General features: G+C 72.3%; 9 protein-coding genes. 4 read left to right on the forward strand and 5 right to left on the reverse strand.

What is annotated here, in order from left to right; genetic code table 11:
• Positions 1-19 precede the first annotated feature (19 nt).
• Positions 20-3,544: a pyruvate carboxylase gene (locus tag HMPREF2863_RS07575; RefSeq protein ID WP_070639298.1), complete on the forward strand. Its 3,525-nt coding sequence runs from the start codon at positions 20-22 to the stop codon at positions 3,542-3,544.
• A gap of 96 nt (positions 3,545-3,640) precedes the next feature.
• Positions 3,641-5,164 carry a mycothione reductase gene (locus HMPREF2863_RS07580; protein WP_070639197.1) on the forward strand — a complete coding sequence of 508 codons (1,524 nt, stop codon included), beginning with the start codon at positions 3,641-3,643 and terminating at the stop codon, positions 5,162-5,164.
• A 79-nt stretch (positions 5,165-5,243) separates the two neighbouring features.
• Here HMPREF2863_RS07580 and HMPREF2863_RS07585 read toward each other — a convergent pair whose 3' ends face one another.
• From HMPREF2863_RS07585 to HMPREF2863_RS07595, 3 genes are all read right to left on the reverse strand, one after another.
• Positions 5,244-7,070: an AMP-dependent synthetase/ligase gene (locus HMPREF2863_RS07585; protein ID WP_070639199.1), complete on the reverse strand. Its 1,827-nt coding sequence runs from the start codon at positions 7,068-7,070 to the stop codon at positions 5,244-5,246.
• 162 nt (positions 7,071-7,232) lie between these two features.
• Positions 7,233-7,736 carry a hypothetical protein gene (locus tag HMPREF2863_RS07590; RefSeq protein WP_141756391.1) on the reverse strand — a complete coding sequence of 168 codons (504 nt, stop codon included), beginning with the start codon at positions 7,734-7,736 and terminating at the stop codon, positions 7,233-7,235.
• The gene (locus tag HMPREF2863_RS07595) at positions 7,733-8,548 is read right to left on the reverse strand and encodes an alpha/beta hydrolase (protein ID WP_083315307.1); all 816 of its coding nucleotides are present in this window, start codon (positions 8,546-8,548) and stop codon (positions 7,733-7,735) included. Before HMPREF2863_RS07595 ends, HMPREF2863_RS07590 begins: the two co-directional genes overlap by 4 nt.
• A 74-nt stretch (positions 8,549-8,622) precedes the next feature.
• Here HMPREF2863_RS07595 and HMPREF2863_RS07600 point away from each other — a divergent pair, with 74 nt between their 5' ends.
• Together HMPREF2863_RS07600 and HMPREF2863_RS07605 are read left to right on the forward strand one after the other, a co-directional pair.
• Positions 8,623-9,333, forward strand: coding sequence for a lysophospholipid acyltransferase family protein (locus tag HMPREF2863_RS07600; RefSeq protein ID WP_070639205.1), 711 nt, complete (start codon positions 8,623-8,625; stop codon positions 9,331-9,333).
• A gap of 207 nt (positions 9,334-9,540) precedes the next feature.
• Complete coding sequence (locus tag HMPREF2863_RS07605; RefSeq protein ID WP_070639206.1) at positions 9,541-10,944, forward strand: class II 3-deoxy-7-phosphoheptulonate synthase; 1,404 nt, start codon at positions 9,541-9,543, stop codon at positions 10,942-10,944.
• Between the two features lie 67 nt (positions 10,945-11,011).
• Here HMPREF2863_RS07605 and HMPREF2863_RS07610 read toward each other — a convergent pair whose 3' ends face one another.
• Both HMPREF2863_RS07610 and HMPREF2863_RS07615 read right to left on the reverse strand, forming a co-directional pair.
• Entirely contained in the window at positions 11,012-13,030 is a 2,019-nt protein-coding gene (locus tag HMPREF2863_RS07610; RefSeq protein ID WP_070639208.1) for a protein kinase domain-containing protein, read from the reverse strand.
• Positions 13,031-13,076: 46 nt separating this feature from the next.
• Positions 13,077-14,405, reverse strand: coding sequence for a LysM peptidoglycan-binding domain-containing protein (locus tag HMPREF2863_RS07615; RefSeq protein WP_083315308.1), 1,329 nt, complete (start codon positions 14,403-14,405; stop codon positions 13,077-13,079).
• Positions 14,406-14,580: the final 175 nt, after the last annotated feature.

The following is a 14,580-nucleotide window of genomic DNA, read 5'->3' on the forward strand; positions in this document are numbered from 1 at the left end:
GTTGTGGCACACTGCCAGCATGAGCGACTCTGCCGAGAACACCTCCGGCCGCAACGACGCGGCCCCCACAGCCGACACCGCACCCGTCTTCTCGAAGGTCCTCGTCGCCAACCGCGGCGAGATCGCCGTCCGCGCCTTCCGCGCCTGCTACGAGCTGGGCGCCAAGACCGTGGGCGTCTTCCCCTACGAGGACCGCAACTCGATCCACCGTCAGAAGGCCGACGAAGCCTACCGCATCGGCGAGGAGGGGCACCCGGTCCGCGCCTACCTGGACGTGGACGAGATCATCCGCGTCGCCAAAGACGCCGGCGCAGAGGCCATCTACCCGGGCTACGGCTTCCTCTCCGAGAACGCGGACCTGGCCCGCGCCGCCGCGGACAACGGCATCACCTTCGTGGGCCCGCCGGCCGACGTGCTCGAGCTGACCGGCAACAAGGTGGAGGCCCTGCGTGCCGCCAAGCGCGCCGGCATCCCGACCTTGGCCTCCTCGGAGCCCTCCGCGGACGTGGACTGGCTCCTGGAACAGGCCGAGGAGATCGGCTTCCCGATCTTCGTCAAGGCCGTGGCCGGCGGTGGCGGACGCGGCATGCGCCGCGTGGAGAGGCGTGAGGACCTCAAGGGGTCCCTCGAAGCCGCCATGCGTGAGGCCGACACCGCCTTCGGCGACCCCACCGTCTTCCTCGAGCAGGCCGTGTTGCGCCCGCGCCACATCGAGGTCCAGGTCCTCGCCGACGGCGCCGGCAACGTGGTCCACCTCTTCGAGCGCGACTGCTCCCTGCAGCGTCGCCACCAGAAGGTCGTGGAGATGGCCCCGGCCCCGCATCTGGACGAGGAGATCCCCGAGGCGCTCTACCGGGATGCCGTGGCCTTCGCCAAGGAGATGGGCTACGTCAACGCCGGCACCGTGGAGTTCCTCGTGGACACTGCGGGCGAGCGCGCCGGCCAGCACGTGTTCATCGAGATGAACCCGCGCATCCAGGTGGAGCACACCGTGACCGAGGAGGTCACCGACGTGGACCTGGTGGGCGCCCAGCTGCGCATCGCCGCCGGCGCCACCCTCCCGGAGCTCGGAATCACCCAGGAGTCCCTGCGCCTGCGCGGCTTCGCCATGCAGTGCCGCATCACCACCGAGGACCCGGCCAACGGCTTCCGCCCGGACACCGGGACCATCACCGCGTACCGCTCCGCCGGCGGCTCCGGCGTGCGCCTGGACGGCGGCACGATCTACGCCGGCGCCGAAGTCTCCCCGCACTTCGACTCCATGCTGGTGAAGCTCACCTGCCGCGGTCGCGACTACCTCACCGCCGTGCACCGTGCCCGCCGTGCGCTGGCGGAGTTCCGCATCCGCGGCGTGGCCACCAACATCCCGTTCCTGATGAACGTGCTGGACGACCCGCAGTTCCTCGCCGGCGACGTGGCCACGGACTTCATCGACACCCACCCGGAGCTGGTCCAGGTCAACCGGTCCCGGGACCGCGGCACCAAGGTGCTGCAGTACCTGGCCGACGTCACCGTGAACAGGCCCCACGGCGATCGCATCGACGGCATCGACCCGCGCGACCGCCTGCCGGCCCACCCGGGCGACAAGTCCCAGGAGCCGGACCGTTCGCCGTTCGACGGCCCGTCCCGCAACCCGGACGCCGTGCCGCCGACAGGCTGGCGCCAGGTGCTCCAGGAGAAGGGCCCCGAGGGCTTCGCCACGGCGCTGCGTGAGCAGACCGCGCTGGCCGTCACGGACACCACGTTCCGCGACGCCCACCAGTCCCTGCTGGCCACCCGCGTCCGCACCCGTGACCTGCTGGCCGCCGCGCCGGCGGTCGCCCACACCCTGCCGGGGCTGTTCTCCGTCGAGGCCTGGGGCGGCGCCACCTACGACGTGGCCCTGCGCTTCCTTTCCGAGGACCCGTGGAAGCGCCTCGAGCTGCTCCGCGCCGAGATGCCGAACATCCCGATCCAGATGCTGCTGCGCGGCCGCAACACCGTGGGCTACACCCCGTACCCGACCGAGGTGACCGACGCCTTCGTGGCCGAGGCCGCCGAGGCCGGCGTGGACATCTTCCGCATCTTCGACGCGCTGAACGACGTCTCGCAGATCACCCCGGCGATCGAGGCCGTCCGCGCCACCGGCACCGCCGTGGCCGAGGCCGCCCTCTGCTACACCGGAAACATGTCCGACCCGGACGAGAAGCTGTACACCCTCGACTACTACATGGGCCTGGCCCGCCAGATGGTCGACGCCGGTGCGCACATCCTCGCCATCAAGGACATGGCCGGCCTGCTGCGTCCGGCCGCCGCCCGCGAGCTCGTCACCGCCCTGCGCGCCGAGTTCGACCTGCCCGTGCACCTGCACACCCACGACACCGCCGGCGGCCAGCTGGCAGCCCTCCTCGCCGCCGCCGAGGCCGGGGTGGACGCCGTGGACGTGGCGACCGCCTCCATGGCGGGCACCACCAGCCAGGTGCCGATGTCCGCCCTCGTCGCCGCGCTCGAGCACACCGAGCGGGACACCGGCCTCACCCTGGACGCCGCCGCGGCCATGGAGCCCTACTGGGAGTCCGTGCGCTCGATCTACGCGCCGTTCGAGGCCGGCCTCAAGGCCCCCACCGGCCGGGTGTACCAGCACGAGATCCCGGGCGGTCAGCTGTCCAACCTGCGCACGCAGGCGATCGCCCTCGGCCTGGGCGAGCGCTTCGAGCAGATCGAGTCCATGTACGCCGCCGCGGACGACATGCTCGGCCACCTGGTGAAGGTGACCCCGTCCTCCAAGGTCGTCGGCGACCTCGCCCTGCAGCTCGTGGGCCGGGACGTGGACCCGAAGGAGTTCGCCGAGCGCCCGCAGGACTTCGACATCCCGGACTCGGTGGTCGGCTTCCTCCGCGGCGAGCTGGGCGACCCGCCCGGCGGCTGGCCGGAGCCGTTCCGCACGAAGGCCCTGCAGGGCCGCCGTGAGGGCACCGGCATGACCGAGATCCCCGAGGAGGACAAGGCCGTGCTGGCCGAGTCCGGCGAGCAGCGCCGCGCCACGTTGAACCGCCTGCTCTTCCCGGCCCCGACCAAGGAGTACGAGGCCCACCGCGATGAGTTCGGCGACACCTCGACGCTGCACACCCGCGACTTCCTCTACGGCCTCGTGCCGGGCCGCGAGCACGTCATCTCCCTGGGCCGCGGCGTCCGCCTCCTGGCGGTCCTGCAGTCCGTGTCCGAGCCGGACGAGAAGGGCATGCGCACCGTCATGCTCACCCTCAACGGCCAGATGCGCCACGTGATGGTCCGCGACCGCTCGGTGGAGTCCTCCGTCCGCACCGCGGAGAAGGCCGACTCGTCCGTGGCCGGCCAGATCCCGGCACCGTTCGCCGGCTCCGTGACCGTCCAGGTCGCCGAGGGCGACACGGTGGAGGCCGGCGACCCGGTCGCCACCATCGAGGCGATGAAGATGGAGGCGGCGATCACCACGCCGGTGGGCGGCACCGTCAAGCGAGTCGTCCTCGAGGGCGTCACCCCGGTCAACGGCGGCGACCTCATCGTGGTCATCGACGAGGCCTGACCTTCCCTGCCCCGCGCAGGGGCGCAGCGTCCGCTGGGGCGGGCACCGCAGCTGCGGTGCCCGCCCCAGCGCTGCGTCCGGCCTATGCTGGCTGGCATGTCGACCAGCACCTCCACCTTCGACCACCCCGGGACTGCGGCCGCCGAGCACTTCGACCTGATCATCATCGGCTCCGGCTCCGGCAACTCCCTGATCAGTGAGGCCTGGGAGGGCCGCCGGGTCGCCGTCGTGGACGGTGGGACCTTCGGCGGCACCTGCCTCAACGTGGGCTGCATCCCCACGAAGATGTACGCCTACCCCGCCTCGCTGGGCGGCTCCGAGCAGGAGGCGGCCCGGGTGAACGTGGACCTGCGCCGCGAGGGTGTGGACTTCCCGGCGCTGCGGGACCGCATCTTCGGCCGCATCGACGCCATCAGCGACAGCGGGCTGCGGTACCGTCGCGACGAGCTGGACTACACCACCGTGGTCGAGGAACGTGTGCGCTTCACCGGCCCCAAGCAGCTCACCACGGATTCCGGGCGGGTGCTCACCGCGGACCAGATCGTGGTGGCCGCCGGCTCCCGGCCGTCGCTGCCGGACATTCCCGGCGTGGACCTGCCCGCCGTGCACACCTCGGACACCGTCATGCGACTGCCTGAGCTGCCGCGCCGCGTGGTGGTGGTCGGCGGAGGGTTCATCGCCGTGGAGTTCGCCGCCGTGTTCGACGGCCTCGGCTCCGAGGTGGTCCAGGTGATCCGCGGCGAACGGCTGCTGACCTCCCACGACGACTCCGTCTCCGCCCGCTTCACCGAGATCGCCTCCCGCACATGGGACGTGCGCACCGGCTGGGAGCCGCGAAAGATCGTCCCCGGGCACGACGACGGCCCCGTCACCGTCCGCTTCGCCCGCAGCTGGCGCGGTGCCGCGCAGGAGGGCACGGCCGCCGGGATGGGGGAGCAGGCCGCCGGGACGGCCGAGGCGTTCCTCGAGCTCGAGGCCGACGTGGTGCTCATGGCGACCGGCCGCACCCCGAACGTGGACACCCTGGACGTGGCGGCGGCCGGCCTGGACGTCACCCACCGCGGCGTCCTTGCCGTGGACGCCTACCAGCGGCTGCTCTCCGGCGGAGAGCCGGTCGAGGGGATGTGGGGCCTGGGAGACGTGGTCAACTCCTGGCAGCTCAAGCACGTGGCGAACCACGAGGCGCGTGTGGTGGCGCACAACCTGGTGCATCCGGAGGACCTGCGCGAGAACCGACTGGCCCCGGTGCCGTCCGCTGTGTTCTCCCGCCCGCAGGTGGCCTCCGCCGGACTGACCGAGCAGCAGGCGGTGGACCAGATCGGCGCCGAGAACGTGACGGTGAAGGAGCAGGAGTTCGGCGATGTCGCCTACGGCTGGGCGATGAACGACGCCGTCGGCCTGTGCAAGCTGGTCGCGGACCGCCGCACCGGGCGACTCCTGGGCGCGCACCTGGTGGGCCACGAGGCGGCGAATCTCATCCAGCCGCTGGTGCAGGCCATGTCCTTCGGCCTGGATGCGCACACCGTGGCCCGCGGGCAGTACTGGATCCATCCGGCCCTGTCCGAGGTGGTGGAGAACGCCCTGCTCGGCCTCGACGTCCCGGACTCCGGCCTGCTCTGAGCCGGACGCACGCGGGCCCCGGACCTGGGGTGGTCCGGGGCCCGCAGGCGCCTGCGGCGGCCGGTGCCGCCGGCGCGGATCAGCCGCCGTTGTAGATCGAGTCGATCTCCGTCTGGAAGTCCTTCATGATCGCTGCGCGCCGCATCTTCAGGGACGGGGTCATGTGGCCGTCCTCGAGGGTGAAGTCGCGGTCGAGGATGCGGAACTCGCGGATCGACTCGGCGCGGGACACGGTCTGGTTGGTGCGCTCGACGATCTCGGCGATGTGGGCGCGGACCTTCTCGTTCTTCGCGGCCTCCGGCACGGACATGCCCGAGTCCAGGCCGTGGGCGGAGAGCCAGCCGGGGAGGGTGTCCGCGTCGAGCGTGACGACCGCGGCGACGAACGGCTTGCCGTCGCCCACGACCATGACCTGGGAGACCACCGCGTCGGAGCGGATGAGGTCCTCCATCTGCGCCGGGGCGACGTTCTTGCCGCCGGCGGTCACGAGGAGCTCCTTCTTGCGGCCGGTGATCTTGAGGAATCCGTCCTCGTCCAGGGAGCCGAGGTCTCCGGTGCGGAACCAGCCCTCGGCGTCGAAGGCCTCGGCGTTGGCGTCGTCGCGCTGGTGGTACCCGGCCATCACGCAGACGCCCTTGGCGAGGATCTCGCCGTCCTCGGCGATCTTCACCGCGTTGCCGCCCAGGGGCAGGCCCACGGTGCCGATCTTCAGGTCGTCCGGGGTGTTCACGGTGATCGGCGCGGTGGTCTCGGTCAGGCCGTAGCCCTCGAGGACGGTCAGGCCGATGCCGCGGAAGAAGTGGGCCAGCTCGGTGGACAGCGGGCCGCCGCCGGAGACGGCGTACTGCAGCTCGCCGCCCATGGCTGCGCGGATCTTGCCGTAGAGCAGCCTGGAGAACAGGGCGCGCTTGGCCTTGAGGGCCAGCGGCACCTTCCCGGTGTCCAGGGCCTTGGAGTAGGCGATAGCGACCTGTGCGCCCTTCTCGAAGATCTCGCCCTTGCCGCCGTCCTGGGCCTTGAGCAGGGCGGCGTTGTAGACCTTCTCGAACACGCGGGGGACGGCCAGGAGGAACGAGGGTTTGAAGGACTGCAGGGCCGTGGTGAGCTTGGTGAGGTCCGAGGTGTGGCCGCAGCGGGCGCCGGCGGCGACCGTCAGCACGGACACGAAGCGGGCGAACACGTGCGCCAGCGGGATGAAGAGCACGGTGGACTCGCGCTCGTTCACGATGTCCCCGAGCGAGCTCTCGAGGGCCTGGTGGCACAGCTCGGCGAAGTTGCCGTGGGTGAGCCGGCAGCCCTTGGGCTTGCCGGTGGTGCCAGAGGTGTAGATGATCGTCGCGGGGTCCTCGAGCCCGGCGTGCGAGCGGCGGGCCTCGACGTCCTCGTCGGCGACGTCGCGGCCGGCCGCGGCGAGCTCGTCCAGGCCGGTGCCCGGCAGGCCGGAGTCCGGATCGATGACCCACAGGCCCTTGAGCTCGGGCAGGGACTCGCGGTGAACGGCGTCGGTGACCGTCTTGCGCCGGTCGGCGTTCTCCACCACGACCGCCTTGATCGCGGCGTCCTCGACGATCCAGGCGGCCTGGGAGGCCGAGGAGGTCTCATAGATCGGCACGGTCACGGCGCCGGCGTACCAGATGGCGAAGTCGACGAGGGTCCACTCGTAGCGGGTGGCGGCCATGAGGCCGACGCGGTCGCCCTGGCCGATGCCGGAGGCGATGAGGCCCTTGGCCAGCTCGACGGCGCGGTCACGGAACTCCTTGGCGGTGACGTCGCGCCACGAGGTCTCGCCCACCGGCACCGAGAAGAGGATGCCGTGGCTGCGCTCGCGCACCTGGCGCTCGAGCAGGTCCGTGATGTTGGACTCGGCGGGCAGCGCCGGTGCGGGCGGGGTGCTGATCTGCTGCATAGAGGCTCCTGGTGCACGTGAGGGGACCAGATCCGCCGCCGAGTCCGTGGCGGGGATCACATTGCTGAAGTCTACGATACCCGCAGTCTCGGATTTTTCCGTATCCGTCCAGGCGGCAGCGTGGTGGTCGGGTCCGGGCCCGGGAGGGCAGGTGCCCGACGGTCAGACCTGGGCCCCGCGGTCGAGGCGGTCTCCGCGGCCGTCGCCGCGTCGGGGCAGCTGCAGGAACAGGCCCACGCCGCCGCCGGAGGCGACCAGGACGAGGGCGAACAGCGCCCAGCCGGGCAGGGACACCACCGGCAGGACCGCCAGGATCAGGAGGGCGAGGATCGGCAGCAGCAGGGCGCTTGCGGCGAGCACGAGGGAGGGGCGCCCGCTGAGCACCGGCGGCGGCTCCGGCGGCACGAACTCGCCGGGCAGCTCCTCGTCCTCGTCGGGCTCGGGGTGCAGCACCGGCCACGGCGCAGCCGGCGCGGCAGGCTCGTGCGGCGGCGCGGGACGGCCGCCCTCGGCTGAGGTCCGACGCCCCTCCTCGGCCGGCGGGGCCGCGGGCATGTCCGGGCGGAGGCGGGCGACGATGTCGTCCCACACCTGGTCGTCCGAGGGGTGACGGCGCTCGGAGCCCTCGTGGTCCTCGGGGCCGTCCGGGAAGCGGTCCGGCGTCATCGGCGGGCCGCCTTCCGGCACACGCTGTCCACGAAGGCGGCGCTGTGCTCCACGATCAGCGGCAGGTCGCGGTCCATGGTGGCCACGTGGTAGCTGCGCTCCAGGCGCACCTGCTCGAAGGCGGCCGCACGCAGCCCGGCCCGCAGACGATCCTGGGAGGACGGCGGCACCACATGGTCCTGCGGGGACCAGTACGAGACGACGTCTGCGGTGATCCGGGGCAGCCCGCGGACTGCGGCTCGCTGGATGCGGCCGAGCGCGGCGACGCCGCCGACCGGGGTGCGCTCGTACGCGTGCTCGCTGACCGGGGCCGCGACGTCGTCGGCCACCGGGGCCGTGGACGCGACCACCCAGCGCAGCAGGGGAGCGGCATGGGCGAGCGGCTGTCCGAAGGACAGGGCCGGGTTCACCACGGCCACCCCCGCCACCGGGCGGTGTGCCGCCGCGTCCAGGGCGAGCGCCCCGCCCATGGACAGGCCGGCCACCACCACGTGGCGGTGCTCGGTCAGGGCGCGGTCCACGTGTGCGCGCACGGCGCTGCGCAGGTCATCGGCGCTGACCCTGTTGAGGTCCTGCCAACAGGTGCCGTGTCCCGGCAGCAGCGGCACGATCACCCTGCTGCCGCGTTCGGCCAGGGCGTGGGCCCAGTCCTTGACCGAGTGCGGGCCGGAGGTGAAGCCGTGCACCATCACGACGGCGCGGTCGCCGGCGCCGCGTGCCGGCGGCAGGTCCAGCGGGCGATGAACAGGGTCGACCGGGACGGTCCCGGCCGCAGTCGGCGGCACAGGGCAGGTGCGTCGCGTGTGGGGCATGGCCACCACCCTAGCGGCGCCGCTCGGACTACGATGGAGCCACAGCACCGTCCGTCCGCCGTCCCAGGAGAGGCATGTCCACCTTCTACCGGTCCGCCCGCACGTTCGTGGTCCGCCCCGTGGTGAGGGCGCTGTTCAGCCCCTGGGTGAAGGGCCGTGCCCATGTGCCCGAGACCGGCGGGGCGATCCTCGCCAGCAACCACCTCTCCGTCTCGGACTCCGTGTTCATGCCGGCGAGCCTGGACCGCCAGGTCCACTTCCTCGCCAAGATGGAGTACTTCACCGGCACCGGCCTGAAGGGCTGGATCACCAGGAAGTTCTTCGTGGCGATCAACCAGCTGCCGATGGACCGCTCCGGTGGCGCCGCCTCCCTGCGCTCCCTGCAGGCGGGCCTGGAGGCCCTCCAGGAGGGCAAGCTGCTCGGCATCTACCCGGAGGGCACCCGAAGCCCCGACGGTCGCCTGCACCGCGGCAAGATCGGCGTGGCCAAGCTCGCGCTCGCCGCGGACGTGCCGGTGGTGCCGATCGCCATGATCGGCACGGACAAGGTCCAGCCCATCGGCCAGTCGCTCCCGCGTCCGGGCCGCGTGGGGGTCATCTTCGGCGAGCCGCTCACGTTCTCCCACCTGAAGGACCGCAAGGACGAGATCGCCGTCCTGCGCCAGGTGACCGACGAGATCATGGAGGCCATCCGCCGCCTCTCCGGCCAGGAGTACGTGGACGTCTACGCGGCGGACGTGAAGTCCGGCCACGTCCAGGCCCCGTCGCACGCTGCGCGCACCTGACCTCGCCCCGTCTGTCGGGCCGGTCGCCGGCGGCGGGCTGCCGCATGCACGTCCCACGACGACGGCCGCCCGCTTCGGTCTGCCGTCGCGCCTGCGGCGTCCGCCCGCTCCCGTGAAGAGGCGCTCTGTGAGACGTGCATGTCCACATGTCGGCCACCGGCCGTGTGCTCGCCCCTGGCCGAGGATCGCGCACCTAGGGTGGAGCGCATGACTGCACACTCCCGCGACGAGATCCTGGCCTTCGGCACCGCCACCTCCGAGGGTGCCGCCACCACTGCCGGCCTGGACCACTGGCGCAGCCTGCCCATCAGCCAGGCGCCGCAGTGGGCGGACCAGGAGGACTATGAGGCCGCCGTCGCCGAGCTGAGCCAGGTGCCGCCGCTCGTGTTCGCCGGCGAGGTGGACGTGCTGCGCACCCGGCTGGCGGAAGCCGCCCGCGGCGAGGCCTTCGTCCTGCAGGGAGGTGACTGCGCCGAGACCTTCGCCGGATCCACCGCGAACCGCATCAGCGCCCGGGTGAAGACGATCCTGCAGATGGCGGCCGTGCTCACCTACGGCGCGTCGGTGCCCGTGGTGAAGATGGGCCGCATCGCCGGACAGTTCGCCAAGCCCCGCTCCTCGGACACCGAGACCCGTGACGGGGTGACCCTGCCGTCCTTCCGCGGGGAGATCGTCAACGGCTACGAGTTCACCGAAGAGGCCCGTCGGCACGACGCCCGCCGCATGGTGCAGGCGTACCACACCTCCGCCTCCACCCTGAACCTGGTCCGTGCCTTCACCCAGGGAGGCTTCGCCGACCTGCGCAGCGTCCACGCCTGGAACCAGGGCTTCCTCGCCAATCCGGCGTACGCGAAGTACGAGGAGATGGCCGCCGAGATCGACCGCGCGGTCCGCTTCATGGGGGCGGCCGGCGTGGACTTCGAGGCGATGCGCCGCACCGAGTTCTACTCCGCCCACGAGGCGCTGCTGCTCGACTACGAGCGCGCCCTCACCCGTGAGGACTCGCGTACCGGGAACCCCTACGCCACCTCTGCGCACTTCCTCTGGATCGGTGAGCGCACCCGCCAGGTGGACGGGGCCCATGTGGACTTCCTCTCCCGCGTGCGCAACCCGATCGGCGTCAAGCTGGGCCCGTCCACGAAGGTCGACGACGTGCTGGCCCTGGCAGAGAAGATCGACCCGACACGCGAGCCGGGCCGCCTGACCTTCATCACCCGCATGGGCGCCGGCGTCATCCGCGACGTCCTGCCGGACATCGTCTCCGGGGTGAAGGATGCGGGCCTGGAGCCGGTCTGGGTCACCGACCCGATGCACGGCAACACCGTCACGGCCAAGAACGGCTACAAGACGCGCCGCTTCGAGGACGTCATGGACGAGGTCGCCGGATTCTTCGACGTGCACCGCGAGCTCGGCTCCCACCCGGGCGGCATGCACGTCGAGCTCACCGGAGACGACGTGGCCGAGTGCCTCGGCGGCGCCAACCTCGTGGACGAGTCCGCCTTCGAGGAGCACTACGAGTCGCTCTGCGACCCTCGGCTGAACCACGAGCAGTCCCTCGAGATGGCCTTCCTGGTCACGGAGGCGCTGACGCACCCGGACCGCCGCGCCTGAGGGCACGGGGGCCGCACGCAGGACGGGGCCGGACCCTCCACCGCGGAGGATCCGGCCCCGTCAGCCCTCAAAAAGCACGGGCGCGGAAGATCGAGCCCTCATCGAGCTGGGCGCCGCCGCGGGGCTGCTGCTCCGCGATGCGCGGTTCACGCAGACCGAAGATGCCGCCGCCCGGGGTGGTCTCGACCTCCAGCCGCAGGCCGGCCTCGGCGGCCCGGTCCCGGGCCTGTTGGACGGTCAGACCGGACACGTCCGGCACCGCGACTCGGCGGGGTCCCTCGGAGACGGTCAGGCGCACCAGAGCGTTGCGGCTCGTGGTCGAGCCCGGCGCGGGCACCTGGGAGATGACCTGACCTTCGGGGACGTCGGGATCGTGGCGCGTGTGCTCGACCTTGACGAGCAGGCCGGCGTCCTGGGCGGCCAGCCGGGCGTCGGCGGCGTCGCGGCCCACGAGGTCCGGGGCCAGCACGGGGGCCGGGCCGGAGGAGACGGTGAGCTCGATCCGGTCCCCGGTGCGCACCTCGGTGCCGGCCGCCGGGGCGGAGGCCACCACGGCGCCGGCGGAGTAGACCTCGTCGTGTCTGCTGGAGACGTCGACCTGCAGACCTGCCTCGTGCAGGCGCGCCACGGCGGTCTCACGATCCGTGCCGCCGAGGTCCGGGACGGTGGAGGACGCCCCGGAGAACGGGACGTTGCCGGCGCCGAGCGTCCAGCCCAGCAGCAGGGCCATGCCGGTGAGCAGCAGGGTCACCGCGATGCCGGTGGCCAGGGTGCGCCCGTTGCCCTGCCCGACGTCCAGGGTCGGGCGCTGGGCGGCGCGGCGGCGCTGACGCTTCGAGACCGGGCGGGGGCCTGGAGCGGCGGAGCCTGCCGGGGGTCCGGAGGGCCGGTCCGCCGAGAGGCGGCCCGCCGATCCACGGTCCAGCACCCGGGTCTGGTCCGAGGACGCGGTCGGGCCGGGTGCGGCCGCAGGGGTGTCCGGGGCGCGGTCCGGGACGTCACGACCGTCCGGCTGCGGCTCCGTGCGGTGGTCGCCGTGCCGGCCCCGGCCCGCGGGGGAGGCGACGTCCCCCGTGCCGGGTGAGGGACCGTCGTCGGGAACGGACGGATACGGCACCACGGAGGTCGGCTGGTGCCCGGCTCCGCCCGGCTCGATGACGACGGCGGCGTTCTCGAGGCTCTCCTCCTCGGCCGCCGTCGAGTGCGGCTCGCGGTCCAGCAGGGAGTCCGGGGTGGAGGAGAGCAGGCGGCGCACCTCGGCGGCCACCTCGGCCGCGTCCTCGGGGCGGTCTGCAGGGACGGGCTCGGTGCACCACAGCACCAGGTCGCTCACCGCGTCCGGCACCTCCGGCACCACGACGGTCGGCGCCGGCACCCGGCTGCGGATGTGCTCGTAGGCCACCTGCACCGGGCTGTCCGCGGTGTACGGCTGACGGCCGGTGAGCAGTTCGAAGAGCATGATGCCGGCCGCATAGACGTCCGAACGCGCGTCCGCCTCCTCGCCGGAGACGAGCTCGGGCGAGAGGTAGGCGACCGTGCCCACCAGGGCCTTGCCGCCCGAGGTGTGGGACGTGGTGGCACGGGAGAGGCCGAAGTCGGCGACGCGGATGCGGCCGTCCTCTCCGACGAGCACGTTCTCCGGCTTCACGTCCCGGTGCATCAGCCCGGCCTCGTGCGCGGCGGCGAGGCCGTCCAGCACCGGAAGGAGCAGGGTCAGCGCGCGGCGGGAGGTCAGCGGGGCCTCGTCCCGGACGATCCGACGCAGCGTGCAGCCGGGGACGTACTCCATGACCAGATAGGCGACGACCTCGCCGTCCGGGCCGTCCGCATGTCCCTGGTCCAGCACCCCCACCACATGGGGATGCGCCAGCCGGGCGGCCGTCTTGGCCTCGCCCTCGAAGCGCGCCACGAGGGCGGGGTCCTCCGCCAGGTGCGGAAGCATCGCCTTGACGGCGACCTGTCGGTCCAGGCGCGTGTCCACGGCCAGGTACACGGTGGACATGCCGCCGCGGGCCAGGCGCGCGCGGATGAGGTAGCGGCCGTCGAGGGTCGCTCCCACCAGGGGGTCCGTGCGCGGGGACGTCATTCCACCAGGGTAGATCACGCCCCGGAAAGGACACGGGCGGAGAAGATCAGAACATGGCCATCGCTGCCTTCACGCGGGCGACGTAGGCGGCGGTGTCGGGCTTCAGGCCGTGGCGCATCACGCCGCTGTGCCCCTGGTAGTAGGCGCCGATGCCCAAGTCACGGGTGGGAGTGTTCTGCTGCATGTAGCGGATGATGGCGACGCCCGCGGTCACGTTGTCCTGCGGATCCAGCAGGTTCAGCTCCCGGCCCACCAGCTGGGACGCGAACTCGCCGGCCACCGGGATGACCTGCATGGTGCCGATCGCGTTCGCGGGGGAGACGGAGCGGTGCTGGAAGCGGGACTCGGTGTACGCGTGCGCCAGGGCCAGGCGTGGGTCCACGCCCATGCTGCGGGCGGTCTCGCGGATCAGCTGCTGCGTCTCGGCCGGCGACGGGGCCGGCGCGGCCTGCAGGCGGGCGTAGTTCTCGTTCGCCGAGGCGGTCACGTGCTCCGGGTAGGTGTAGTGGAGGAACGTGTTGCCGATCGGGCGGTTCTGCGGGGCCGGGGCGGAGGACTTCGGGCTGCCGTCGTCTACGACCAGCACGTCGCCGACGTACATCGGCGAGTCCACGCTCAGGCCGTTCAGGTCGCGCAGCCTCTTCACGGAGATGCCGAACTTCTGGGCCACCCGCCACGGGGAGTCGCCGGCGACGACGGTGTACCGGACGGCTTCCCCGGAGGTCGAGCCGGTGCGCTCGAGCGCAGTGGACCGGCCTGCGGACCGCGTCGGGGCCGGGTCGGCCTGCTCCGCCGGTGCGGAGGAGGCGGCACCGGGGACCTTCAGCACCATGCCCGGATGGAGCGTGGTGGTGGCGGACATGCCGTTGGCCTTCTGGAGCGCCGCCATGGTGCTGCCGGTGCGCTGGGCGATGATCCACCAGCCGTCGTTGCGGCGGACGGTGTAGGTGGAGGCGGCCTGGCCGGAACGCTTCGAGGAGGTCGAGGCCTTGCGCTCGCCGGAGGACGTCGGCGCTGCGGTGCCGGTGGGCAGGGTGATCTTCTGGCCGGCGTAGATGACCGTGCTGTAGTCCATGCCGTTGAGGCGGAACACCTCCTTGAGCGGCACCCTGTGGGCCCAGGCGATCTCGGAGAGCGTGTCGCCGCGCCGGACGGTGTAGGTGCTGGTGGCGGGCGCGACGGTGCCGTCGGAGCCGGAGCCGGAGCCGGAGCCCGTGGGCCGCTGCTCGGCCGGGCGTGTGGCCTCCTCGGCCTGGGCCGCCGGAGCGGTGCCGAGGAGCATCAGAGGGAGCACGGAGGTGGTCAGGGCCGAGCGGACGAGACGCTGACCGGAAGCGCGCGGCGCGGGGGCCGTCTGCTGCTGGGAAGCGGACATGGAACGGGTACCTCACGAGGAGTCGTCGACGGTGATGACAAGCCGCGGCGGCCACCCGCCGCGTGATCACACAACGATCTCGTCAACAGCGGCGTGTCGCGTTGACGAGATCGTTCTGTGACCTTCGTGAGCCTAGTGCGGGGAGGGGGTGAGGGCCAGCCGGGACCAATGAATG

Origin of the sequence: Micrococcus sp. HMSC067E09 (assembly GCF_001812555.1) — a bacterium.
Classification (GTDB): domain Bacteria; phylum Actinomycetota; class Actinomycetes; order Actinomycetales; family Micrococcaceae; genus Micrococcus; species Micrococcus lylae.

What these genes read in the sequence shown, in the direction of transcription:
- HMPREF2863_RS07575 (WP_070639298.1), top strand. Translation starts at nt 20, where the DNA reads ATGAGCGACTCTGCCGAGAACACCTCCGGCCGCAACGACGCGGCCCCC.
- HMPREF2863_RS07580 (WP_070639197.1), top strand. Translation starts at nt 3,641, where the DNA reads ATGTCGACCAGCACCTCCACCTTCGACCACCCCGGGACTGCGGCCGCC.
- HMPREF2863_RS07585 (WP_070639199.1), bottom strand. Translation starts at nt 7,070, where the DNA reads ATGCAGCAGATCAGCACCCCGCCCGCACCGGCGCTGCCCGCCGAGTCC.
- HMPREF2863_RS07590 (WP_141756391.1), bottom strand. Translation starts at nt 7,736, where the DNA reads ATGACGCCGGACCGCTTCCCGGACGGCCCCGAGGACCACGAGGGCTCC.
- HMPREF2863_RS07595 (WP_083315307.1), bottom strand. Translation starts at nt 8,548, where the DNA reads ATGCCCCACACGCGACGCACCTGCCCTGTGCCGCCGACTGCGGCCGGG.
- HMPREF2863_RS07600 (WP_070639205.1), top strand. Translation starts at nt 8,623, where the DNA reads ATGTCCACCTTCTACCGGTCCGCCCGCACGTTCGTGGTCCGCCCCGTG.
- HMPREF2863_RS07605 (WP_070639206.1), top strand. Translation starts at nt 9,541, where the DNA reads ATGACTGCACACTCCCGCGACGAGATCCTGGCCTTCGGCACCGCCACC.
- HMPREF2863_RS07610 (WP_070639208.1), bottom strand. Translation starts at nt 13,030, where the DNA reads ATGACGTCCCCGCGCACGGACCCCCTGGTGGGAGCGACCCTCGACGGC.
- HMPREF2863_RS07615 (WP_083315308.1), bottom strand. Translation starts at nt 14,405, where the DNA reads ATGTCCGCTTCCCAGCAGCAGACGGCCCCCGCGCCGCGCGCTTCCGGT.